This is a genomic window from Thermomicrobiales bacterium, from assembly GCA_037045155.1.
Taxonomy (GTDB): Bacteria; Chloroflexota; Chloroflexia; order Thermomicrobiales; family CFX8; genus JAMLIA01.
The window spans coordinates 225,397-246,862 of record JBAOIG010000002.1 but is presented as its reverse complement, the minus strand read 5'-3'; the positions used below and the strand labels follow the sequence as shown (position 1 = coordinate 246,862).

Here is a 21,466-nt window from a genome sequence, read left to right as displayed (position 1 = left end):
GGCCGAACAGCGTGTGTCAATCGTCGCTGATGACCGCGAGGTCTGTCTGGATCGCCTCGAACTCCTCGAGCGCGGCGCATGGCGCGAATCGTGCATCCGACGAGGCGGGAAGGGGCTGGACACAGTGAACCACGAGCCTCACTCAGAGCATGCGCCGGCCGAGCGAGTCGAGCGTCGACCGCTGGCCATTGCGCTGGCGATCACCGCAATATTCCTCGTGGTCGAGGCGGCCGGCGGGCTGCTGACGGGGTCACTGGCGCTGCTGGCCGACGCCGGCCACATGCTGACCGACGTCGCCGCGCTGGCGCTGGCGCTGTTCGCCATCTGGTTGGCGCAGCGGCCAGCGACTCCGACGCGGTCGTTCGGCTATCTGCGGGCAGAGGTGCTGGCCGCGCTGGCGAACGCGGCGGCGTTGATTGCCATCTCACTCCTCATCTTCTGGGAGGCGATCCGTCGCCTCGGCGCGCCTCCTGAGGTCGACAGCGGCCCGATGCTCGTCGTCGCCATCGCCGGCCTGCTGGCAAACGCCACCAGCGCCTGGGTGCTCTCGCGTGGCGGTGGCCACCACCACAACCTCAACACCCGTGGCGCGTTTCTCCACGTCATCAGCGACATGCTCGGCTCGGCCGGCGCGATCGTCGCCGCGCTGGTGATGCTGGCGACCGGCTGGTATCTGGCAGACCCGCTGCTCTCGGCTGGGATCGGGCTGCTGGTGCTCTGGAACGCCTGGCGACTGCTGCGTGAGTCGGTCGACGTGCTGCTGGAGGCGACACCGCCAGAGATTGACCCGGCGGCAGTGCGCGACGCGCTCGGCGAGATCGACGGGATCGAAGGGATCCACGACCTGCACGTCTGGACGGTGACCTCGGGCCTGGTCGCCCTGAGCGCCCACGTCGAGGTCGCGCCCGGCAGCGACTGGGACCGACTCCTGCCGGAGGCGTCCGACCTGCTGGCCGACCGTTTCGGCGTCGGCCACATCACGCTGCAGCCGGAGACCGTCGGCGCGCTGCCGGACGCGTTCCGTGGCTGCTCGCTCGACTCGCCGGAGGGCGTGCTGGCCTGCCGCTCGCGGGTCGAGCGCGCCGCGCCGCCGGCCCACGCCGGCCACCGGCACTGACCTACGCCTTGATTTCGATCTCGACGAAGACGAACTCGCTATCGTTGTCGTTGATGACATCGTGCTCGACGCCGATGCCGCGCGTGTACGACTGGCCGGCCACGAGATCCGCCGTCAGCTGTCCATCCGGCGTCTCCAGCAGCAGCCGACCGGTCGTCATCGGGACGACGACGTAGTCGTACTCGTGCCGGTGCCAGCCGGTGTGCGCCCCCGGCGCGAAGCGCCACTCGGTCACAATCACCCGCTCGTTCTCGATCTGCCGCGTCGCCACGGCGGCCGGCCTGGTATTGGTCGTCTCGCTGCTCATCGGTGGCCCTGACTCTCCTTCATTTCACGAATGCCGGCAGGATACGACAACCCCGCCAGACCCGCCCGCGCTGGCTTCGGGCCGGCGAGTCATCAGCGGGCGACAATTCCCACTTGCGCGCGACGTTGGAAGTGGATAGAGTGTACGTACACTCTGATGGGCGATGACTCCGTGTCACGTCTTTACGGGCGGCGCGGGCGGTTGTACACTACATCTTGCGGTGGCGTGGGTCGCGCTCTACCAGATATGCTATCGCGAATGGATCGCGCGAGCTGCGTGGCGATTCCCGGGGGACACTCCGACGTTGCGGCCGGCCGGGAGGCGTGGCGCGAGGCGAGCGGTTTCTTGCCAGAGTTGGCGCTCCCCCTGATCAAGGCAGATTCGGTTCCCGGTCGTCGCGCGAATGCGACGCGACGCTAGCGGTGGCGCCCGGCAGGTTGCGCGCCAGTTGTGAGGAGATCGTTCATGGTGGTTGACTCGACTCGTCTGGCTAACACTCGCGTCTACGCACTGGTTCGCCCAACTGCCCACGAGCGCAAGGGCGCCGGGTTGCGTGTCGAGCGGCGCTTCACCACTACCGGGGCCAACCCCTACGACAGCATCGAGTGGGCCAGGCGCACCTCGCGCATCGCCAATACGGACGGCTCGGTCGTCTTCGAGATGGAGGACGCCGAGATCCCGGCCAACTGGTCGCAGATCGCGACCGATATCATGGTCTCCAAGTACTTCCGCAAGGCCGGCGTCCCGCAGCGCGATGCGCAGGGCAACCCGTTGTTGAACGACGACGGATCGCCGCAGCTCGGGCCAGAGCGCTCTGCGAAGCAGGTTATCGACCGGCTGGCCGGCACGTGGCGCTGGTGGGCCGAGCAGCATGGCTACTTCGCCGGCGAGGCCGACGCCGCCGCGTTCGAGGACGAGCTGCGCTACATGCTCGTCCACCAGATGGCCGCGCCCAATTCGCCGCAGTGGTTCAACACCGGCCTGAACTGGTCCTATGGCATCACCGGCCCGGGCCAGGGCCACTTCTACGTCGACGCGCTCAGCGGCGAGTTGCGCGAGTCCGCCGACGCATACTCGCGCCCGACCCCGCACGCCTGCTTCATCCAGTCGGTCGACGACGACCTCGTCTCCGATGGCGGCATCTTCGATCTGGCCACCCGCGAGGCGCGCGTGTTCAAATACGGCTCCGGCACCGGCTCGAACTTCTCGAAGCTGCGCGGCGAGGGGGAGCCGCTCTCTGGCGGCGGCACGTCGTCGGGCCTGATGAGCTTCCTGAAGGTGTTCGACCGGGCGGCCGGCGCGATCAAGTCGGGCGGCACGACCCGCCGAGCGGCCAAGATGGTCGTCCTCAACATGGATCACCCGGATATCGAGACGTTCATCAACTGGAAGGTCGAGGAGGAGAAGAAGGTCGCCGCGCTGATTGCGGCCGGGTACTCCAGCGACTTCAACGGCGACGCTTACGCGACTGTCTCTGGCCAGAACTCGAACAACTCCGTCCGCGTCACCTCGGAGTTCATGAAGGCAGTCCAGAACGACGGTGACTGGAACCTGACCTGGCGCACAAATGGCAAAGTGGCGCGCACGGTCAAGGCCCGCGACCTGTGGCGGCAGGTGGGCGAGGCGGCCTGGGCCTGCGCCGACCCGGGCGTGCAGTTCGACACGACGATCAACGACTGGCACACCAGCCTGGCATCGGGCCGAATCAACGCGTCCAACCCGTGCTCCGAGTATCTGTTCCTCGACGACACGGCCTGCAATCTCGCCTCGCTGAACCTGATGACGTTCTACGACACCAAGACCAATACGTTCCGCCTCGACGACTACCGGCACGCCATCCGACTCTGGACGATCGTGCTGGAGATCAGCGTGCTGATGGCCCAGTTCCCCAGCGCCGAGATCGCCCGGCTGTCGTACATCTTCCGCACGCTGGGCCTCGGTTACGCCAACCTCGGCTCGCTGCTGATGACGATGGGCCTGCCGTACGACTCGGAGGAGGGCCGCACGATCTCGGCGGCGCTGACTGCGATCATGACCGGCGAGTCCTACGCCGTCTCGTCCGAGATGGCGCGCGAGCTCGGCCCGTTCCCCGGCTATGCCGAGAACCGCGAACACATGCTGCGGGTCATCCGCAACCACCGTCGCGCGGCCTGGAATGCGCCGGCCAGCGACTACGAGTTGCTCTCGGTCCTGCCGGTGGCGATCAACCCGGAGTTCTGCCCGGACGACCTGCTGAAAGCCGCCCGCCATGCCTGGGATCGCGCGCTGCTGCTCGGGGCCGAGCACGGCTTCCGCAACGCCCAGACGACGCTGCTGGCCCCGACCGGCACGATCGGGCTGCTGATGGATTGCGACACGACCGGCGTCGAGCCAGACTTCGCGCTGGTGAAGTTCAAGAAGCTGGCCGGCGGTGGTTATTTCAAGATCGCCAACCAGTCAGTCGCGCCGGCGCTCGAGAATCTTGGCTATCCGAAGGCGCAGATCGACGACATCATGCGCTATGTCCTCGGCACGCTCACCCTCGACGGCGCGCCGCACATCAACCGCGAGTCGCTGGCGGCCAAGGGGCTCAACGCGGAAGACATCGCCAAGGTCGAGAAGGCGCTGCCGGGGGTGTTCGAGCTGCCGTTCGCCTTCAACGTCTGGACCCTCGGCGAGGATGCGCTCGGCCGGCTGGGGCTGACGAAGGAGCAATGGTCGAAGCCCGGCTTCAACCTGCTGCGGGCAATCGGCTTCAGCCAGCAGCAGATCGACGAGGCCAACGACGCCATCTGCGGCATGCAGACGGTCGAGGGCGCGCCATACCTGAAGGATAAGCATCTTCAGATCTTCGACTGCGCCAACCGCTGCGGCAAGCACGGCCAGCGCTTTATCCACTACATGGGCCACGTCCGGATGATGGCCGCCGCACAGCCGTTCCTCTCCGGCGCGATCTCGAAGACGATCAACATGCCCAACGAGGCGACGATCCGCGACATCGAGAACGCCTACCACGAATCCTGGCGGCTTGGCATCAAGGCGATGGCGCTCTACCGCGACGGCTCGAAGCTCTCGCAACCGCTCTCCAGCACGTCAGACAAGAAGGAAGACGCGGCAGCCGACGAGCAGAAGGCGGAGATCGCCCGGCTGAAAACCGAGCTGGCAGAGATGCGTAAGGTTATCGGGCAGATCGACCCGGCGCAGGGTGGCGTGCCACGCACCGTCACGACCGGCTTCCGCCCGACACGCCGAACCCTGCCGGCCAAGCGCGGCGGCTTCACCCAGGAGGCGCGCGTCGCCAGCCACAAGATCTACCTGCGCACCGGCGAGTACGACGACGGGCAGCTCGGCGAGATCTTCGTCGACCTCCACAAGGAGGGCGCAGCGATGCGCTCGTTGATGAACTGCTTCGCCATCGCCGTCTCGAAGGGTCTGCAATACGGCGTGCCGCTGCAGGAGTTCGTCGACACCTTCACCTTCACGCGCTTCGAGCCGCAGGGCATGGTCGACGGCCACCCGAATATCAAGATGGCGACGAGCATCATCGACTACGTCTTCCGCGTCCTCGGGCTGGAGTATCTTGGCCGGACCGACCTCGTCCAGATCCCACCGCAGGAATCGGCGACGAACTTCGGCGAGATGCTGCCGCCGGAGGTCAAGTCGTCCGCCGCCCCGACGCCCGCGCCGACGTCGCCAGCCCCCGCGCCGGCCAACGGCGGAATGACGCTGACGAACGGCAACGGCAACGGCCACAAGAACGGCAGCCACGCCGCGCCGAAGGCCGAGTCCCAGCCGGCCGCCGCCGCGCCGCAGGCCAGCATCGCCACCGAGACCGCGCCAGTGCTCGACGGCGGCGTTAGCCAGCAACTGGCCGGCATGATGGGCGACGCCCCCTTCTGCGACGTCTGCGGCCACATCACCGTCCGCAACGGCGCTTGCTACAAGTGCCTCAACTGCGGCAACAGCCTGGGCTGTTCGTAGCCTGAAGCACGCCACGATGCTGGGCTGGTCCTCGTGTGAGGGCTAGCCCAGCATCGGAACCCCACGACGTGATGAGAGAGCTGTCACAAAGGTGGCCCCCACTGGCCGGTGATAAACTTCCACAATTAACTGCTCGGGAGCTCATCCGGGCATTACGTCGCGACGGGTGGCATCTGGAGCGAACCCGTGGTAGCCACCAGCATTTTTCTCATGATTACAAGCCGGGAATTGTCACCATCCCGGTACATTCAGGTCGCGACGTTCCCCTGCTAGTTGTCCGCTCGATCCTCAAGCAAGCGAATCTGACCGAAGAGGAGTTCAGGAACTTGCTATGAACACCACGTTACTACCACCCCGCCGCTACAGCGTAATCGTGACATGGGACGCGGAGAGCGAGACCTGGCTGGCCAACGTGCCGACGTTAGGGATCATGACGTTTGGCACGACTGCTGACGAAGCTTTTGAGATGGCTGAGGATGCTATCTCAGGGCATCTGGAAGCCCTCATCGCCCGGCATCTTCCTATTCCGGTTGAGGATCACCCGGCCGAGGTGCGGAGTCTCACCGTTCGTTGACGCCCGGCGCCGTCTGCGGCCACATCGCCAGCCCGCTTGTCGCGCCCGTTGCGATTGGTTCATTCCTGAGTTAGCGGTGCTGGAAGTCACGACCGGGGGCACGGGCCAACGCTCGACAGGCCGCCCCGTCCCTCACACCGTACAATTGCCACAACCTTATTTGACAGGCTGACCAAGAGGGTCGGCGCGCTGGGATGCGGCCGTGGAGCGGTCAGATTCGCATGGCGTTGGCGGACCGACTGAGCCGGTTCGCGATTGTAGTACTGCCAGCGAAATTGGCCGGGCATGGGCACGAGTTGCAATGAGCCGGAATCACAAATGCAATGACATCGAACGATCCCGCATTGATAGAAGACATAGCAGATCCTGACAACACGTCAGGCGATAACGCGGCGCCTGACGAAGTCTATATGAGTGAGGACCAGCTTCGTCTGGCGCGCTTTGCGTTGCGTTACACCGTGCCGTCTGCGCTCGCCTCGGCCCTGGTCATTGCGACGATCCACTATCTGTACACAGTGGGAATACGCGGCAGCAGCATCTCCTGGTATGGGGTCGATAGCGCGTCGTTCATCCAGCTCTACGTTCCTCCGGCATTCCTCATGCCGATTGTTCAGGGGCCAATTGTCCTTCGTCGCACGCTGAAGGCACGTGTGGCGGGGAGCATCGACCCTCCGCTCGAATCGCTCGATGGGGTTGGCTGGCTGCGTTGGGGGCTCGGTCTCGGTGTCATCGTCGGCAGTGTCTGGGCGACGATCGTCGTCGGTATCGCTGCGGTGATGGCAAGCTGGCTGCCAGGCCTGCATCTCAGCGGCGCGAGCGGCCTCGTATTCCGCATTCTTCTCACCACGGCGATTGCGCTAAGCGTCGGCGTTCTCTGCGCGCAAATATCGGTCCTGCTGCGTGTTGATGATACTTTCGGGTTGCCGGCAGGTGTGTCATCGTCGGGCACTGGAGCCAGTTCGCAGCGCAGCCGGGTCGGCGCGCCCCTGGCACGGCTGCAACGATTGATGGACGATCGTTGGCGAATGCGTGCCGAGCCGGAGGTGCTGACCCGCTCGGAGGCTGCCGTCTATTTCAGCGGCGCGGAGAGCTTCGTCTATCTGCGCCGGTTCTTTATTCTGCTGACTCTCTCAATCGCCCTGGTCGTGCTTGGGTTGCAAAGCAATTCGGCTGTCGTCGTCGTTGCCGGGGTGATCGTCGCGCCACTGATGACGCCGATCATGGGGCTGACGCTGGCACTCGTAACGGGGCGACCGCGGCGTCAGGTTGAGACACTGGCGCTCGTTATGGCAGCAACCGGCTTCATCTTCGTGATGGCGTGGTTTGTCAGCAGCATCAGCCCGGGTCACTGGCTGACGTCGGCTATCTTGCTCGACTTTACCGATCCACGGCTGACCGACGTGCTGATCGCACTTGTCGCTGGGGCAGTCGGAATCTACTGCCTGGTTCATACTGAGTCCTCACTCGTGCTGCCAGGCGTCGCGATCGGACTGTCGCTGGAGCCGCCACTCGCCGCCGCCGGGATGATGATGGCGCAGAATCGTCCCGATCTGGTCGGCAGCGCATTCCTGTTGTTCCTGGTTAACCTCGCCGCGATCCTTGCAGCGGGCTCGCTGGTCCTGGTGCTCTCAGGATTCCTCCCCGGTCTTGGCGGTGGAGCGCTGCCTCGTCGCGTGAAGGTTGGCTTGACTGTCTCTGTCTTGATGGTGGTTCTGCTCGCGATCCCGCTGGTCCAGGTGTCACGACAGGTCTGGAGTAGCGCACGCGAGGCCTCGGTCGCCAAGGACGTGGTGACCGAATGGGCCGCCGGGACAGACCTGGAGATCATGAGTATCAGGTTCTCTCACGATCAGGTGATTGTGGAACTGACTGGCACTGATGAGCCTCCACGGACGTCAGTGCTCGCCGATCATCTGGTTGATACGCTCGGGCGTGACGTGTCGATTGATGTCCGTATCTATCCATATATCCGGTATACCCGGGACAGTGATTGACAGGAGACGGGGTTGGCTGGCGGCCCGACATGTTGGCGCCGCCAGGCCGCTCAGTACAGCATCCCCTCGTCCAGCTGCTCGCGGACGAGCGCTTCGAGCGCGGCGAGGTCGCTGAGGATGTCGGCGCGGGTCATCGCGGGCGTGATGTCCAGGACTTCGAGGACCTCCAGATCGAAGGCGGCGATGCCGTAGCGGGCGACGTCGGCGCGGAGGCGGTGGTCGAAGACGCCGGCCGAGCCGGTCGAGCGGGCGAAGTCGAGCTTGCTGCGGATACTCGGCAGGTTGGGGGATGAGCCGAGCAGCGCTCGGCCCGTCACCCGGTTGACGATCCGGTAGACACCTGCCTCGGGCGGCGTCTCCCGGTATTGGTCCCGCAGCTCCCTGCGCCGCGACTTATCGCCCATCAATCCTCCATCCGGCTCATCCAGGTGCCGCGCTTCCAGCCGCGCGCGTCGAGCTCGCGGAGGAAGGGGACGAGGATGGCGACGACAGCCTCGGTCATCGCCTGGCCCTCTTCGGCAGAGCCGGCCGCGGCGTCGCCGGAGAAGCCCTTCGGCACAGTGCCCTTGAAGCTGTCGACCAGCAGGACCGGCAGGTCGACGTACTGCGTCTTCTCGGTCGTGGCGAGGTCGTGGCGGGCGGTCTCGGGCGCGCCGTAGAGGACCATCGACATCTCGGTGCGGCCGGCGTGGTCGCCGTCGATGTCGTACTGGCCGGCCAGCATCTCCCTCGCCTTGCCGATGACACGCTCGACAAGCGCGACGGCCATGCCGTGCTTCTGGTTGAGCAGGCGCGCGGCCATTTCGGCCGGGGCGGGGTTGCCATCGTGGGCAGGGACGAGGATGAGCTTGGTGATGCCGTTGTGCAGCAGCGACTCACCGATATCGACGATGACGCTGGAGAGTGTGTCGGGGCGCAGCGAGAGCGTCCACGGCCAGGCGAGGTGGTGGTGGCTGACGCCGTAGGCCAGTGTCGGCAGGACGAGGGTGTTGCCCAGCTCGCGGGCGACCGCCTCGGCCCAGGTCTCGGCGGCAACGGTGTCGGTGCCGTAGGGCAGGTGTGGCCCGTGGTACTCGGTCGCGCCGAGGCCCAGGATCGCCTTGTCGAACTTGCCCGCCTCGACCGGCCCGCCGGTCAGGCGCTCCAGCCGGACCTCGGGGGTGGTTGGGCGGGTCGGCTTGTTGGTTGTCATAATGACTTAACCTTCCTGTATCTCAGCTCTTACGCGGGGTGGTCGCCTGCGGGCGATGGACAGGCCGGGTCCTGTCCCTACGACCTTATTGCGCTCGTCTCCCTCGTCCCTCATCCCTACTCATACGCTAACCGATACAGCGCTTCGGTGAGGACGTTGATGCCCTGGACGGCGTGGTCGATGGAGGTGAACTCGGCGGGGGTGTGGCTGCGGCCGTCCTTGCTCTGGACGAAGATCATCGCTACCTTGGCCTTCTTCGCCATCCGCTGGGTGTCGTGGCCGGCCCCGCTGTGCATCAGCCGGTAGGGGATGCCCTGCGTTCGCGCCGCCTCCTCCAACGTCGCAACAACGCCGGGGTCGGAGACGGCCGGATCGTGGTCGGCAACGACGCGCCATGTCACGTCGATGTCGTGGCGGGCGGCGACCTCCGCGATCGTGCGCTCGTGCTTGGCGAACAGGCGCTGGCGCACTTCCGGGTCGGGATGACGAGCGTCGATCATGAAGGTGACCTTGTCCGGCACGGCCGCCGGCAGGTTCGGCTCGACGCGCATGTTGCCGATGGTGGTGACGGCCGGCCGGCCGAAACGCAGCGCGGTCGTGACGACGTCGGTGATGATCTCGGCGGCGGCCGGCATCGGGTCGCGACGGGTATCCATCGGCCGGGCGCCGGCGTGGTCGGAGCGGCCGGTCAGCTCGACGACGTAGTGGCGCAGGCCGGTGATCGCGGTGACGATTCCGACCGGCAGACCCTCCTGCTCGAGGATCGGTCCCTGCTCGATGTGCAGCTCGATGAACGTGTCGATGTCATAGCGCTCGACGCCGGGCAGCGTGTCGGGGTCCAGACCGACGGCGCGCATCGCCTCGCCGATCGGGATGCCGTCGAAGCCGACGACCGTCTCTGTCTCGTCCGGCCCGATGACGCCGGTAATCGCCCGCGAGCCCCAGAAGTTGGTCGAGGCGAAACGGCTGGATTCCTCCTCGCAGAACGACAGCACCTCCAGCGGCCGCTTCGGCGGGCCGAAGCGTTCGACCAGCGTCCGCACCGCCGCCAGCGCGGCGACGACGCCGAGCGCGCCATCGAACCGGCCGCCGGGCGCCTGCGAGTCGATGTGCGAGCCGGTGACGATCGACTTGCCGCCCTCGGCCCCGTCGATCCGGCCCCATACATTGCCCGCGCCGTCCATGCGGGCCGTCAGCCCGATCTCGCGACACCACTGCTGGACCTGCTCCTGGGCCGCCACCCACTCCGGCGAGTAGACCAGCCGCCAGATGCCCGTCTCGCCGTATGCGCCGAACTGTGCCAGCGCTGTCAGGTAGTGTTCGACGACCGCCGGGTCGACCTCGATGCGCTCGGTCATGTGTTCCTCCAGATCATCCACCTGTCCACGATCAATCATCGCTGCTGGCGACGGTTTGGTCGAGCCATATCCAGGGCGTTGACAGGGAGTTGCACTGGGGCGATGCTGCCGCCAGCGTCGATACGGTATCAAGTGAGGAGTGAGACATGGCAGATCAGTCAACCGTTCGCGACATTGAGAAGTACGTGCTGGGTGAGGTCTGGACGTCGGACGAGATCTACACGAACCTGCGCTACATCTGCGACGACCTCGGCTCGCGCTTCGGCGGCTCGGAGAGCGAGCATCAGGCCGGCCAGTTCCTGCTGGGCAAGATGAAGGAATACGGCCTGCAGAACGCGCATCTGGAGGAGTTCCCGGTCTACACGTGGGAGCGCGGGACCTGCGATCTGACGATGCTGGCGCCATTGGAGCGCACGTTCTCGGCGATCTCGATGCCGTTCACCGGCAGCGGCGTCATCGAGGGCGAGATGATCGACATCGGCGAGGGCGAGACGGCCGACTTCGAGCGGGCCGGCGAGGCGATCCGCGGAAAGATCATCCTGACCGCCGCCGAGACGAACAAGCCGGGCGAGGTGACGTTGCATCGGACGGACAAGTTCCGACTGGCAGTCGCGGCCGGCGCGATCGGCTGCATCTTCGTCAACAAGAACCCGGGCATGCTGCACATCACCGGCTCGCTCTATGCGCAGAATCCCCAGGGTCCGGAGGATAGCGACCACGAGGCGGCTATCCCGGGCATCGGCATCAACCACGAGTCCGGCAGCATGATCCGGCGGTTGGCCGAGCGCGGCGCAGTGCGGATGAAGATCCATACCGAGAACAAGACGTACCTCTCGCGCTCCTACAACGTCATCGGCGATATCCCCGGCCAGCACCCCGAGGAGATCGTGCTGATGGGCGGCCACTACGACGGCCACGACGTCGCCCAGGGCGCGGCGGACGACGGGGCGGGGACGCTGGTTGGGCTGGAGGCCGGCCGGGTGCTGGCGCCGTTTGCCGGTCAGATGCGCCGGACGGTGCGGGTCATCTGCTTCGCCTACGAGGAGCTGGGCCTCGGCGGCAGCTGGAAGCACCACGAGCGCTACCTCAATGGCAACGAGAAGCTGGTCATCGCGCTCAATCTCGACGGCGCTGGCCGCGAGGGCACAGACCAGATCACTGTCACTGGCGACGAGACGCTGACCGGCTGGTTCCGCGGACTTTCCGGCGACCTGAAGCACAACATGGAGGTGCGCAACCGGGTCGGCACGCACTCCGACCACTTCCCGTTCTTCCGGGCGGGCTTCCCGACAGCGACCCTGAACACCAGGGATTCGACCGTTGGGATGATCGGTCGCGGCTACGGCCACACCGAAGCGGACACGGTCGATAAGGTCACGCTGCGCGGCCTGCAGGGTGGCGCGGCGACGGCGGCCCGGGTGGCAGCCTATCTCGCCACCGTCGAGCCGTTCCCAGTCGAGCGGCGAGACATGGAGGTCGTCATCGCCGAGCTGGAGAAGGCCGGCCAGGGGTATCACGCGCACCACTGGAGCATCGCCAACCGCGTCCTCTAACTCATCCTGCTGTCATCGTCGCGCCCCGGTCGATTCGTTTCGGCCGGGGCGCGACGCGTGCTACGATCAATGCATCGAACGCCAGTCGCGACCGAAGGCAGGCCAGCATGACAACGACGCGGCACTACACCATCGACGACCTCGCCGCGATCGAGGAACCGGGGCGCTACGACCTCATCCGCGGGGAGCTGTTGAAGATGCCACCAGCCGGGGGAGACCACAGCGAGATTGGCGTTAACCTCATCTATCTGCTGTGGGGACACGTGCGTAGAGACGAAGTCGGTCGGGTATACGGCCCTGATGCGGGATTCCTGCTCGCACGTGATCCCGATGTCCTGTTGAGTCCGGACGCAGCATTCGTCCGCAACGATCGACTTCCTCCCAGCGGCGGTCGTCAGGGCTTCCTGCCGTTGGCTCCGGATGTTGCCGTGGAGATCGTCTCGCCGTCGGATCGCGCGTCCGCTGTCGATGCGAAGGTCGCGGAGTATCTTCGGGCCGGCACGCAGCTCGTCCTCGTCGTCCAGCCGGAGCTTCGCTCAATCGCGGTCTGGACGCCTGACCAGCGCGCTCGCGTCTACCGCGAAGCGGACGAGATCGACTTTGGCGATGTCCTGCCGGGCTTCCGCTTGCGCGTCTCCGACGTGTTTGCCTGATCGGTCCAGTACACCGATTCTTTGGAGCCCGCTTCAGCGCACCCAGCTGTCGTCGATGAACGCGGTCATCAGCCATGAGACGACGCTGACAATGATGCCGCCGAAGAACGCGGACCAGAAGTCAGTGACGTGGAACCCGGCGCTGAACCAGTCCGACGCGATCCCCGAGGCGAGCCAGAACGTGAGTGTGTTGATCACCAGCAGGAAGAGGCCGAGCGTGATGACGATCAGGCAGCAGGAGAGCGCCGTCAGCACCGGCTTGACCAACAAGTTCACGATCGCCAGCACAGCCGCCATGATCAGAATGGCCGAGACGCCACGGTCGTCCTCGATGCTGATACCCGGCACGATCCAGGCCGCCACCCAGACCGACGCGACAATGATCAGCCAGCGCACGATGAAGTGGATCACGCCGGGTTCTCCTGCCTGGTTACTCCCCGCTCTTGCGCACTCACGCGCCGGGTTGGCGGAACACGTATACGGCTGCTGACGTGGATGATAGAGTATGACGCACAAACCCGCGAACGTTCGCGTGGTGATAACACACTGGCTTGCGGGGATGCCGGCCATGGGTGAAGAGCGAAGGGGGAAGTATTGAAATCAATCGCGGATGAGTTTCGCGCGTTTATTCTGCGCGGCAACGTTCTCGATCTGGCCGTCGCGGTCATCATCGGCGCGGCGTTCGGCGCGGTCGTTACCTCGCTGGTCGAGAACATTCTTACGCCAATCATCGCCGCGATCTTCGGCAAGCCGGATTTCTCCAACCTGAGCTTTACGATCAACAACAGTCAGGTCATGTACGGCGCGTTTCTGAATGCGATGATCGCGTTCCTGCTGGTGGCGGCAGCGGTCTTCTTCTTCGTCATCAAGCCGTTTAACATGATCAACGCGCGGCGGGCAAAGCAGGCCGCGTCAGATCCGACTACTCGCGCTTGCCCCTACTGCCTGACCGCCGTGCCGCTTGCGGCGACCCGCTGCCCGGCCTGCACGTCCGACCTCAAGGCTGCCTGACAACGGGATCGCCGCTGGAAATCAGACCCGCGGATAGCGAGCCCCGGCCGGACTGGCCGGGGTTCGCTGGTCTCTAGCCGCCAACCCGCGTCCAGGTTCCACAGTCCCAGGACTTGAATCCGGCGTCGGTCGGCGCGATCGTGATGGTCTTGACCCCGGTCGCGTGCGTATCACCGGAGTCGATGATTCGAACAACGTCTCCAGAGAAGTCGCTAACGCGCTCCCAGTAGCAGCCAGCTGCCGCGACGTTGTTGCTCCAGGTTCCCGGCGCGATGTCGACGCCGACGATCCATGCGCCATTGCCGAAGGACGCCGTCTGGCTGGTTGTGATCGGCGACAGATCGCTGGACCATGTGCCGCAGTCCTCGGACTGGAAGCCGGCGTCACTCGTGGCAATCGTCACGACAGCCCGGCCGTACACAACGTCGTTGGCGATGACATCGTCGAGCATGCCGCTGAATCCGCTCAGGCGGTCCCAGTAGCAGTGGGAGTCTCCCTTGCTGCTGCGGTAGGTGCCGGCCTGAATATCCTTGCCGACCTTCCAGACGCCGTCGGTGAAGGTCTTATAGCCGGTGTCGGATGTCGGGCTGGGGGATACGGTTGGCGTTACCCCCGGCGGGGTTGTCGTGCTCGTTGGCGTTGGCTCGATGGGGGTCGACGCGGTGCGCCAGTCGTAGTAGTGCTGGCCGACGTTGCCGGCCTCGACCTGCCAGCCCGGGCCATTCGCCGGGTTGTAGGTCAGGCAGCGCCGCTGGAAGCACTGCCAGAGCACTGTCTGCGGCGTCCCGCCGATCTTCACCATCGACCAGTACGCCTCGGTGATCGGATACCCCGTGGCGTAGTACGGGTTCTCGAAGAGCGGCCCCTGCACGTACTGCCCGTTCTCGAAGACCGTGCCGGAGGAGTTCATGAACGTCCAGAACACCGAGGCCACCGTGTGGTCGATGCTGGTGACGGTCAGTCGCTCGGCGGCGGTGACGGCGGAAGGCGGTGTCGGGCCGCTGGGGAGGATGCCGGTGGCGTCCATCCAGGTTGTGAGGACCGTGCCGACGGGCGTGGCCGGCTGAGACTGGAGGTTGAACGTGTTGATGTCGGCGTAGGTGGGATGCTCGCCCGGGTCGCCAGCGATGTTAACGACGGCGGGGGCGAGGGGCTGGAACTGGGTATCGCCGACCTGCATCTGCCCGGTGACCATCTCGACGACGAGGAGGCCGTCAGTGACGTCCCACGGGGCAGTGGCGCGCCAGGAGTTGTCCTCCATGCGGGACTTGTCGAAGTACTGGACGGTGCGGACGCCACCGGGGGCGTCGGCGTAGGGTTCCTGGAGCGGGCCGGTGTTGGCGCTGGGACCCCACATCCATGTGCGGTTGGCCTGACCGCTGGTAACGGGCTGGTCGGTGCGTGCCCAGGTGCGCTGGAACGCCGCCGTGGCCGGCTCCTCTGCGCTCACCAGTCCTGCGAGACTGGCTGCGATCAGTAGTGCGGCTGCGATGCCCGCGAACCACGCTCGATTGAAGACTCTGCTCCTCATGCTGCGTCCGGTTCCTTCCGATGATTGGAGGATCATGGGTCGAACGGTCGCACCTTACGCCTGCGGGGCAGAGTCCGTCAATCGGTCGATCGTTGGCCTACTCCGGCTTGAACTCGCAGTACAGCTTCCGGAGCGGCTCGTGGACATGCCATTCGCCGGCCCAGCCCGGCGGAAAGGTCATCGCGTCGCCGGGGCCAAGCTCGACGGATGTGCCATCCTCGGCCGTGCAGGTCATCCGGCCGCTGACGACCTGGATGAACTCACCGCTGCCGGAGAAGCTGGCGCGGAACCTGCCGGCGTCGCATTCCCAGATTCCGGTGCCGACACGCTTGTCCGGGCTGACCCAGACCTCGCGGCCACGAATACCCATTGGCCCATCCAGCGCCGAGCCGATTGTGCCCCACTCGTCGAGCGCCGTTGTTGCGGCGCTTTCCGCGCCGATCTTCAGCGTTGCCATCAGTCCTGCCCCCCCATCTTCCAGATCGACCGCCACGCGCGCGGCGGGTACATATTCCATAGCCGCTGCGGGATGCTGGGCTTCTCCGGGTATTTTCCGGTTCGCTCGACCTCTTCATTGATCTGGTAGCGACCGCGTCGGACCAGTGAGTAGCCCGCCCAACGCACTGGCTCTGGCTCCCAGTCGACGGGCGCGTGCGTGGTCATCGGCAGGCGTGTGAGGTCGGTGTCCGCCTCGGTGATCAGATCGGCCAGCACTCGGCCAGAGAGGTTGGCTGTCGCGACGCCTTCGCCGGTATAGCCATAGCCCATCGCGATGCCGGTGCTCCGGTCGTACCGCATGATCGGCATGTGGTCACGTGGGATGCCCAGCACCCCGCCCCAGGAGTGAGTGAAGCGCACACCCTCCAGCATCGGGAACCACTCGAGCGCCGACTTGCGTCCGTGCTCGAAGACATTCTCATCCCGGTCGAGCGCGTCGGTGATTGTCGAGTTGAACGGCACCTTTCCGCGGTAGGGGCCGAAGGCGATCCGGCCGTCGGCGGTATGGTTCAGGTAGCCGCCCGCCGAGCCGAACCCGCCCAGCACGTCGCGGGCCCCCCAGCCGATTTCCTGCCATATAGCATCGGGGAGCGGCTCGGTGATGACGATGTGCGAGGTGGCCGGGACGACCCGCCGTCGCATCTTCGGCAGTCGCGACAGGTAGGCCTCGCCGGCCAGAACAATGACCTTCGCCGAGACGTTACCGAGTTCGGTGTCGAGCCGCGGCAGCGGGCCGGGCACATAATCGGTGACGCGGGTCTGCTCGTAGATCGTTCCGCCGTGCCGCTCGACGGTGAGGGCCAACCCGCGCGCGAGCCGGGCCGGCTGGACTGCCGCGCCCTCCTTGTTCCAGAACGAGCCTAGCGCGCCGGCCACCCGGATGCGTTCCTCAGTCTGGTTCTTGTCGAGCAGTCGGTAATGATCCTCGAGCCCGATCGCGCGGAACTCGTCGTACATTTCCTCCATCTTGGGGAGGTCGTAGCCGGCGCGAGCAATCTCCAGCTCGCCGCCCTTCGCATAGTGCGCGTCGATACCCTCCAGCTCGCACACCCGGCCGACATCGTCGACGGAGTCGTACATTGCCAGGGAGACGGCGCGGGCTGCGTCGCGCCCATACTCATCGACCAGCTCGAGCGGCGGATAGGGGAACCCGGCAAAGCACCAGCCACCGTTGCGACCAGACGCGCCGAAGCCGGCGATCTCTGCCTCCAGCACAACGACCTTCAGCGACGGATCGCGCTGCAGGAGATGGTATGCCGTCCAGAGCCCGGTAAAGCCGGCCCCGAGGATCGCCACGTCGACCGAAATCGAGCCGTCCAGCGCCGGCCGTGGCGTCAGGTCGCCGCTGTTCTCCAGCCAGAAGCTGTATGAAGCGTAGTCCTTCATCGTATTCCCTCTCCTCGCGCGAGCCTAACGCCTGCATGTGTCTCTGTCGCCCGAGCCCGGTGTCGGGCGCGTCCGCGTAATCATCGTGGTCTGGAGACCAACAGATGCTTGCATGCCCGACCGGTTGATGTCAACCAGTCGCATTGCGTAACCCACAATCCAGGAATTGATATCATACGAACGTCTTGCGATCTTCGCCCGCGTCCTGATGGCCATCTGGCCAACGTGTGCGTACATATTGGTATTCACCTGTTACGACAGGAACCGACGGCGGGCGTACCGGCGACAGTGGATTGCGCATCGATCTGTCTGGTCTGCTGGTTGCCTTCGCACGATCGCACGGCTAGTCTGGCGGTGTCGAGGATGAGGTGGGGAGAACCTGAAGCATGGATGAACGATCGTTGAGCGAGCAGCGCGGCGAACTGTTTCACATGGCCGGCCAGATGTCGCGCCGCGATGTCATGCGGCGTGGTCTCGCGCTTGGGCTGAGCGCGCCGGTTATCGCTGGTCTGTTGGCGGCCTGCGGGGGCGGGGACAAGTCGACCCCGGCGCCGACCGCGGCCACCGGAGGCGCATCCCCGACGAGCGCGGCGGCGACGCCGGCCACCGGTGGCTCGCCATCGGCCGGCGCTGGCGAAACCGCCTGGTACGTTGACCCGTCCCCAGGCCCGGCGCAATCGGGCGGCACGATCAACTACCTGCTCTACGAGGACCCGGATTCGCTGAACCCCTACGTTGGTCAGACGAGCATTGCTGTCCAGGTGACGACGGTTATTCTCGAGCCGCTGGCAGAGACACTGCCGAACGGTGACTGGAGCGCGCGCCTGGCCGCCGAGATCCCCTCGCTGGAGAACGGCGGTATCTCCGCCGACCTGCTGACGGTCACCTGGAAGCTCCGCGAGGGTGTCAAGTGGCACGATGGCAAGCCGCTCACTGCCGACGACGTGAAGTTCTCGTGGGAGATCGGCAAGGATGGCGAGGCCGGCTCGGCATTCGCGTCGGAGTTCGACAAGGTCACCTCGGTCGAGGCGACTGACGACCATACCGTTGTCGTGAAGTACTCCTCGTTCAACCCGGCGTTTGTCGATCAGTTCAAGTACGTCATCCCGCGACATGCCACCGGCGAAGCCGCCGATATGATGAACTGGGATTTCAACCGCGCTCCGATCGGAACCGGCCCGTTCAAGTTCAAGGAGTGGGCCGCCGCCGATCATGTCTCCGTTGTCAGGAACGAGGACTTCCGCGACGCAGGCCAGCCATATCTCGATGGGATCAACTTCCTGGTCATCCCGTCGGAAGAGTCGCGGACGGCGCAGATGCTCCAGGGCGATGGTCACGTGATGCTGTGGCCGGGTGGTGAGGCGGGCGATAAGTTCCGCGATTCCACCGTCGTCCAGTCACGCACCGCCCCGGGAATCTGGACGCTGGCGATGATCTTCAATCTGTCGAAGCCGTTCGACAATGATCCGGGAGTGACACCGCCACACCCGCTCTTCGGCGATGTCGAGTTCCGCAAGGCAGTGGGGCTGGCGATCAATCGCGACCGGATTGCCAACGAGGTGCTGCGTGAGTCGGTGCTGATCGATTCGCCACTGGCGGTCGGCTGGATTATGTCTCAGGTAGATCCGTGGGTCTACGACCCGGATCAGGCCGCTGCGACACTGGAGGCAGCCGGCTGGAAGCTGAATGGTGACGTCCGCGCGAAGGATGGCGTCAAGGCCGAGTTCGTCTGCAACGGCTATACCGGCTACTTGCCGAACGAGCTGGCCCAGCTCGCTATCCAGGAGGATCTCAAGAAGATCGGCATCTCGATGAAGATCGAGAACCAGGACTTCGCCGTTATCTTCGGCACCTGGGCCGACAAGTCGCCACGGATGATCGGCGACTTCGATTCGTTGTTCTACGACAGTGGCTTCTTCATCGAGCCGCACAACAGCATCGTGCTGCGCTATCACCCGGACCAGGTCCCGAGCGCGACGAACCCATCTGGCCAGAACTTCATGCGCTGGGTGCGCAAGGACGTTGGCGAATGGCTCGACGCCGCAGGCGCGACGCCGGATCGCGATGAGCGACGGAAGAACTATCAGAAGGTCGCCGACGCTCTGCGCGATGATGTCGTCGTCATCCCGGTCGTGCAGTTCCTCGAAGGCAATGCCTACTCGACACGGTTGCACGGATTTGCGGTCAGCACGTGGGAATACTCGACCTGGGACGCCCAGAACTGGTGGCTGGCGAAGGCCTGAGCGGCCTTCGGGATCCTGAACGACGGGGCGCGACGCGGTCAGCGTCGCGCCTCCGGCCTCGCACCTGGAGCGATCTATGGGACAGTACGTCATCCGCCGGCTGATCCTGGCCGTGCCGCTACTTCTGATCATCAGCATGATGGTCTTCGGGCTACTCCAGGCAGCGCCGGGCGGGCCGATGGGCGCCTATGTCCGACGCGGCAACTTCAGCGCTGAGGATCTGCGCCGGATCGAGGATCGGTTGGGGCTGAACGCCCCGGTCTATGTCCAGTACGGCAAGTGGCTGGGCCGGGTTGTCAAGCTCGACTTCGGTGATTCGATCTCGGAGCGCCGGCCGGTCATCCAGTCGATCCGCGACCGGCTGCCGAACACCCTCTACCTCATGGCAACCGCCTGGGTCGTGACGATCCTGATTGCGATACCGGTCGGCGTCATCACCGCGATCAAACAGTACTCGTGGTTCGATCATGTCGTCACCGGGCTGACATTTGTCGGTCAGTCGGTGCCGATCTTCTGGCTGGGGCTGATCCTGATCCTGATCTTCTATATCTGGCTCGACAACCCGTTCAAGGGTGGACCATTACTGCCGGCCGGCGGAATGTACACGCTCGGCGCGGACTTCTCGATCTGGGATCGGATCGTCCATCTGATACTGCCGGTGACGATGCTGGCCGCCAGTTGGGTGGCCTGGTACACGCGCTTTCTGCGTGCCAGCATGCTGGAGGTCATCCATCAGGATTACATCCGGACGGCGCGAGCCAAAGGGTTGGGCGAGCGAGTCGTCATCATGCGTCACGCCTTCCGCAACGCGGCGATCCCGTTGATCACGCTGATGGCGCTCGACCTGCCGCTGATCTTCTCTGGCGCGCTCTTTACCGAGGTGATTTTCGCCTGGCCAGGCATGGGCCGGCTGTTCTTTACCGCTGCCGATCGGCGCGACTACCCGTTGTTGATGGCGATCATCATGATTACTGCCACGTTGATCGTCCTGTCCAACCTGCTGGCCGATGTCCTCTACGCCTGGCTGGATCCGCGCATTCGCTTTCGCTAGGGCGTTGACATTTCGGGGATGGAGCTCATGTCAGACACTCAGGTTACCTCGGCACGACCGGCAGAAGAGCCGATAACCGACGCGAATCGTCGGACCGAGACAATGACCCGGCTGATCCTGCGCCGCTTCCTGCGTCACCGGCTGGCGGCCGCGAGCCTCGTCGTCCTGACGCTTCTCACCCTGAGCGCGGCGTTGGCGCCGATCATCGCACCGTTCGACCCCGACGCGCTCTCGACGACGGAACGGCTGCAGGGGCCATCCACACGGCACTGGCTCGGCACCGACGACCTTGGCCGAGACATCTTCTCGCGCGTGCTCTACGGCGGTCGTATCTCGCTGCTGATCGGGGTCGCCGCGACGGCAGTGTCGTTGCTGATCGGCACCGTCGTCGGCGCAGTATCGGGCTACTTTGGCGGCTTCATCGACAGCTTGCTGATGCGGGTCGTCGATATCTTCCTGTCATTCCCGTCGCTGTTTATTCTGATCGTTCTGGCGACGGTTATCCGCACCAATAGTGTCCTGCGGCAGTTCTCGGGCAGCATCTGGCCGATCGCGATCGTTATCGGCGGGCTGTCGTGGATGGCGTTGGCGCGGCTGGTCCGCGCGACGTTCCTCAGCCTGCGCGAGAAGGAGTTTGTCGAGTCGGCGCGCGCGGCCGGCGCGAGCAACAGCCGGATCATGATCCGCCATATCCTGCCCGGCTCGCTCGGCCCGATCATTGTCCAGGGCACGCTACTGGTTGCGGCAACGATCATCACCGAGTCGGGCCTGTCCTACCTCGGCTTCGGCGTCCAGCCACCAACGGCCACCTGGGGCACGTTGCTGCAGAACGCTCAGGGCAAGATGCAGCAGCTGCCGCTCTTCGCCATAGCCCCCGGCCTGATGATCTTCCTGACGGTGATGAGCATCAACTATATTGGCGACGGCCTGCGCGACGCCTTCGATCCCCACAGCACGCGCTAGGGTAGCGCCACCTTGTGACGTATGTGGACGCCGCCCGCCCTGGTTTGCAGGGTGGGCGGCGTCCTGTTGGCTCCG

At 65.2% G+C, this 21,466-nt stretch carries 19 protein-coding genes; 11 read left to right on the top strand and 8 right to left on the bottom strand.

The genetic code is table 11. The features are described 5' to 3' along the window. Window positions 1-124 precede the first annotated feature (124 nt). Complete coding sequence (locus V9F06_01330; GenBank protein MEI2616263.1) at window positions 125-1,117, top strand: cation diffusion facilitator family transporter; 993 nt, start codon at window positions 125-127, stop codon at window positions 1,115-1,117. A gap of 1 nt (window position 1,118) precedes the next feature. Here the strand turns inward: V9F06_01330 and V9F06_01325 are convergent, their stop codons facing one another. Continuing rightward, a complete protein-coding gene (locus V9F06_01325) occupies window positions 1,119-1,424 on the bottom strand; it encodes a cupin domain-containing protein (GenBank protein ID MEI2616262.1) in 306 nt (101 codons plus the stop codon). A 465-nt stretch (window positions 1,425-1,889) separates the two neighbouring features. Here V9F06_01325 and V9F06_01320 point away from each other — a divergent pair, with 465 nt between their 5' ends. The 4 genes from V9F06_01320 to V9F06_01305 all read left to right on the top strand — a co-directional run bounded on the left by V9F06_01320 (window position 1,890) and on the right by V9F06_01305 (window position 7,952). Continuing rightward, window positions 1,890-5,384: a vitamin B12-dependent ribonucleotide reductase gene (locus tag V9F06_01320; protein ID MEI2616261.1), complete on the top strand. Its 3,495-nt coding sequence runs from the start codon at window positions 1,890-1,892 to the stop codon at window positions 5,382-5,384. A gap of 71 nt (window positions 5,385-5,455) precedes the next feature. Continuing rightward, window positions 5,456-5,719 carry a type II toxin-antitoxin system HicA family toxin gene (locus tag V9F06_01315; protein MEI2616260.1) on the top strand — a complete coding sequence of 88 codons (264 nt, stop codon included), beginning with the start codon at window positions 5,456-5,458 and terminating at the stop codon, window positions 5,717-5,719. Beyond that, entirely contained in the window at window positions 5,716-5,958 is a 243-nt protein-coding gene (locus V9F06_01310; protein MEI2616259.1) for a type II toxin-antitoxin system HicB family antitoxin, read from the top strand. Before V9F06_01315 ends, V9F06_01310 begins: the two co-directional genes overlap by 4 nt. Before the next feature lie 410 nt (window positions 5,959-6,368). Then, window positions 6,369-7,952 (top strand): DUF389 domain-containing protein, encoded by a 1,584-nt coding sequence (locus V9F06_01305; protein ID MEI2616258.1) that lies wholly within the window; start codon window positions 6,369-6,371, stop codon window positions 7,950-7,952. A gap of 50 nt (window positions 7,953-8,002) precedes the next feature. Here the strand turns inward: V9F06_01305 and V9F06_01300 are convergent, their stop codons facing one another. The 3 genes from V9F06_01300 to V9F06_01290 all read right to left on the bottom strand — a co-directional run bounded on the left by V9F06_01300 (window position 8,003) and on the right by V9F06_01290 (window position 10,502). After that, window positions 8,003-8,356: a GIY-YIG nuclease family protein gene (locus V9F06_01300; protein ID MEI2616257.1), complete on the bottom strand. Its 354-nt coding sequence runs from the start codon at window positions 8,354-8,356 to the stop codon at window positions 8,003-8,005. Further along, the gene (locus V9F06_01295; protein ID MEI2616256.1) at window positions 8,356-9,144 is read right to left on the bottom strand and encodes a creatininase family protein; all 789 of its coding nucleotides are present in this window, start codon (window positions 9,142-9,144) and stop codon (window positions 8,356-8,358) included. Before V9F06_01295 ends, V9F06_01300 begins: the two co-directional genes overlap by 1 nt. Window positions 9,145-9,260: 116 nt before the next feature. Next, window positions 9,261-10,502: a hydantoinase/carbamoylase family amidase gene (locus tag V9F06_01290; GenBank protein ID MEI2616255.1), complete on the bottom strand. Its 1,242-nt coding sequence runs from the start codon at window positions 10,500-10,502 to the stop codon at window positions 9,261-9,263. 146 nt (window positions 10,503-10,648) lie between these two features. Here V9F06_01290 and V9F06_01285 point away from each other — a divergent pair, with 146 nt between their 5' ends. Then, window positions 10,649-12,055: a M28 family peptidase gene (locus tag V9F06_01285; GenBank protein ID MEI2616254.1), complete on the top strand. Its 1,407-nt coding sequence runs from the start codon at window positions 10,649-10,651 to the stop codon at window positions 12,053-12,055. Window positions 12,056-12,162: 107 nt separating this feature from the next. Further along, entirely contained in the window at window positions 12,163-12,708 is a 546-nt protein-coding gene (locus tag V9F06_01280; protein MEI2616253.1) for a Uma2 family endonuclease, read from the top strand. 33 nt (window positions 12,709-12,741) lie between these two features. Here the strand turns inward: V9F06_01280 and V9F06_01275 are convergent, their stop codons facing one another. After that, window positions 12,742-13,119: a phage holin family protein gene (locus V9F06_01275; GenBank protein MEI2616252.1), complete on the bottom strand. Its 378-nt coding sequence runs from the start codon at window positions 13,117-13,119 to the stop codon at window positions 12,742-12,744. Window positions 13,120-13,302: 183 nt separating this feature from the next. Between V9F06_01275 and mscL the strand changes: the two genes are divergently transcribed. Further along, the gene (gene mscL, locus V9F06_01270; GenBank protein ID MEI2616251.1) at window positions 13,303-13,719 is read left to right on the top strand and encodes a large conductance mechanosensitive channel protein MscL; all 417 of its coding nucleotides are present in this window, start codon (window positions 13,303-13,305) and stop codon (window positions 13,717-13,719) included. 73 nt (window positions 13,720-13,792) lie between these two features. On the opposite strand, the gene V9F06_01265 is transcribed toward mscL, so the two are convergent. From V9F06_01265 to V9F06_01255, 3 genes are all read right to left on the bottom strand, one after another. Continuing rightward, on the bottom strand, window positions 13,793-15,250 hold the full coding sequence (locus tag V9F06_01265) for a hypothetical protein (GenBank protein ID MEI2616250.1): 1,458 nt from the start codon (window positions 15,248-15,250) through the stop codon (window positions 13,793-13,795). A 97-nt stretch (window positions 15,251-15,347) separates the two neighbouring features. Further along, a complete protein-coding gene (locus V9F06_01260; GenBank protein ID MEI2616249.1) occupies window positions 15,348-15,707 on the bottom strand; it encodes a cupin domain-containing protein in 360 nt (119 codons plus the stop codon). Next, a complete protein-coding gene (locus V9F06_01255) occupies window positions 15,707-17,134 on the bottom strand; it encodes an FAD-dependent oxidoreductase (GenBank protein MEI2616248.1) in 1,428 nt (475 codons plus the stop codon). Before V9F06_01255 ends, V9F06_01260 begins: the two co-directional genes overlap by 1 nt. A 386-nt stretch (window positions 17,135-17,520) precedes the next feature. On the opposite strand from V9F06_01255, the gene V9F06_01250 reads away from it, so the two are divergent. The 3 genes from V9F06_01250 to opp4C all read left to right on the top strand — a co-directional run bounded on the left by V9F06_01250 (window position 17,521) and on the right by opp4C (window position 21,391). Beyond that, a complete protein-coding gene (locus tag V9F06_01250) occupies window positions 17,521-19,377 on the top strand; it encodes a peptide ABC transporter substrate-binding protein (GenBank protein MEI2616247.1) in 1,857 nt (618 codons plus the stop codon). Between the two features lie 76 nt (window positions 19,378-19,453). Then, window positions 19,454-20,428 carry an ABC transporter permease gene (locus tag V9F06_01245; protein MEI2616246.1) on the top strand — a complete coding sequence of 325 codons (975 nt, stop codon included), beginning with the start codon at window positions 19,454-19,456 and terminating at the stop codon, window positions 20,426-20,428. A gap of 27 nt (window positions 20,429-20,455) precedes the next feature. Beyond that, on the top strand, window positions 20,456-21,391 hold the full coding sequence (gene opp4C, locus V9F06_01240; GenBank protein ID MEI2616245.1) for an oligopeptide ABC transporter permease: 936 nt from the start codon (window positions 20,456-20,458) through the stop codon (window positions 21,389-21,391). The last annotated feature ends 75 nt before the right edge of the window (window positions 21,392-21,466 follow it).

Excerpts from the sequence above, each read along its gene's own strand:
- V9F06_01325 (MEI2616262.1), bottom strand. The coding sequence starts at position 1,424 with ATGAGCAGCGAGACGACCAATACCAGGCCGGCCGCCGTGGCGACGCGG.
- V9F06_01320 (MEI2616261.1), top strand. The coding sequence starts at position 1,890 with ATGGTGGTTGACTCGACTCGTCTGGCTAACACTCGCGTCTACGCACTG.
- V9F06_01315 (MEI2616260.1), top strand. The coding sequence starts at position 5,456 with ATGAGAGAGCTGTCACAAAGGTGGCCCCCACTGGCCGGTGATAAACTT.
- V9F06_01310 (MEI2616259.1), top strand. The coding sequence starts at position 5,716 with ATGAACACCACGTTACTACCACCCCGCCGCTACAGCGTAATCGTGACA.
- V9F06_01305 (MEI2616258.1), top strand. The coding sequence starts at position 6,369 with ATGAGTGAGGACCAGCTTCGTCTGGCGCGCTTTGCGTTGCGTTACACC.
- V9F06_01300 (MEI2616257.1), bottom strand. The coding sequence starts at position 8,356 with ATGGGCGATAAGTCGCGGCGCAGGGAGCTGCGGGACCAATACCGGGAG.
- V9F06_01295 (MEI2616256.1), bottom strand. The coding sequence starts at position 9,144 with ATGACAACCAACAAGCCGACCCGCCCAACCACCCCCGAGGTCCGGCTG.
- V9F06_01290 (MEI2616255.1), bottom strand. The coding sequence starts at position 10,502 with ATGACCGAGCGCATCGAGGTCGACCCGGCGGTCGTCGAACACTACCTG.
- V9F06_01285 (MEI2616254.1), top strand. The coding sequence starts at position 10,649 with ATGGCAGATCAGTCAACCGTTCGCGACATTGAGAAGTACGTGCTGGGT.
- V9F06_01280 (MEI2616253.1), top strand. The coding sequence starts at position 12,163 with ATGACAACGACGCGGCACTACACCATCGACGACCTCGCCGCGATCGAG.
- V9F06_01265 (MEI2616250.1), bottom strand. The coding sequence starts at position 15,250 with ATGAGGAGCAGAGTCTTCAATCGAGCGTGGTTCGCGGGCATCGCAGCC.
- V9F06_01260 (MEI2616249.1), bottom strand. The coding sequence starts at position 15,707 with ATGGCAACGCTGAAGATCGGCGCGGAAAGCGCCGCAACAACGGCGCTC.
- V9F06_01255 (MEI2616248.1), bottom strand. The coding sequence starts at position 17,134 with ATGAAGGACTACGCTTCATACAGCTTCTGGCTGGAGAACAGCGGCGAC.
- V9F06_01250 (MEI2616247.1), top strand. The coding sequence starts at position 17,521 with ATGGATGAACGATCGTTGAGCGAGCAGCGCGGCGAACTGTTTCACATG.
- V9F06_01245 (MEI2616246.1), top strand. The coding sequence starts at position 19,454 with ATGGGACAGTACGTCATCCGCCGGCTGATCCTGGCCGTGCCGCTACTT.
- opp4C (MEI2616245.1), top strand. The coding sequence starts at position 20,456 with ATGTCAGACACTCAGGTTACCTCGGCACGACCGGCAGAAGAGCCGATA.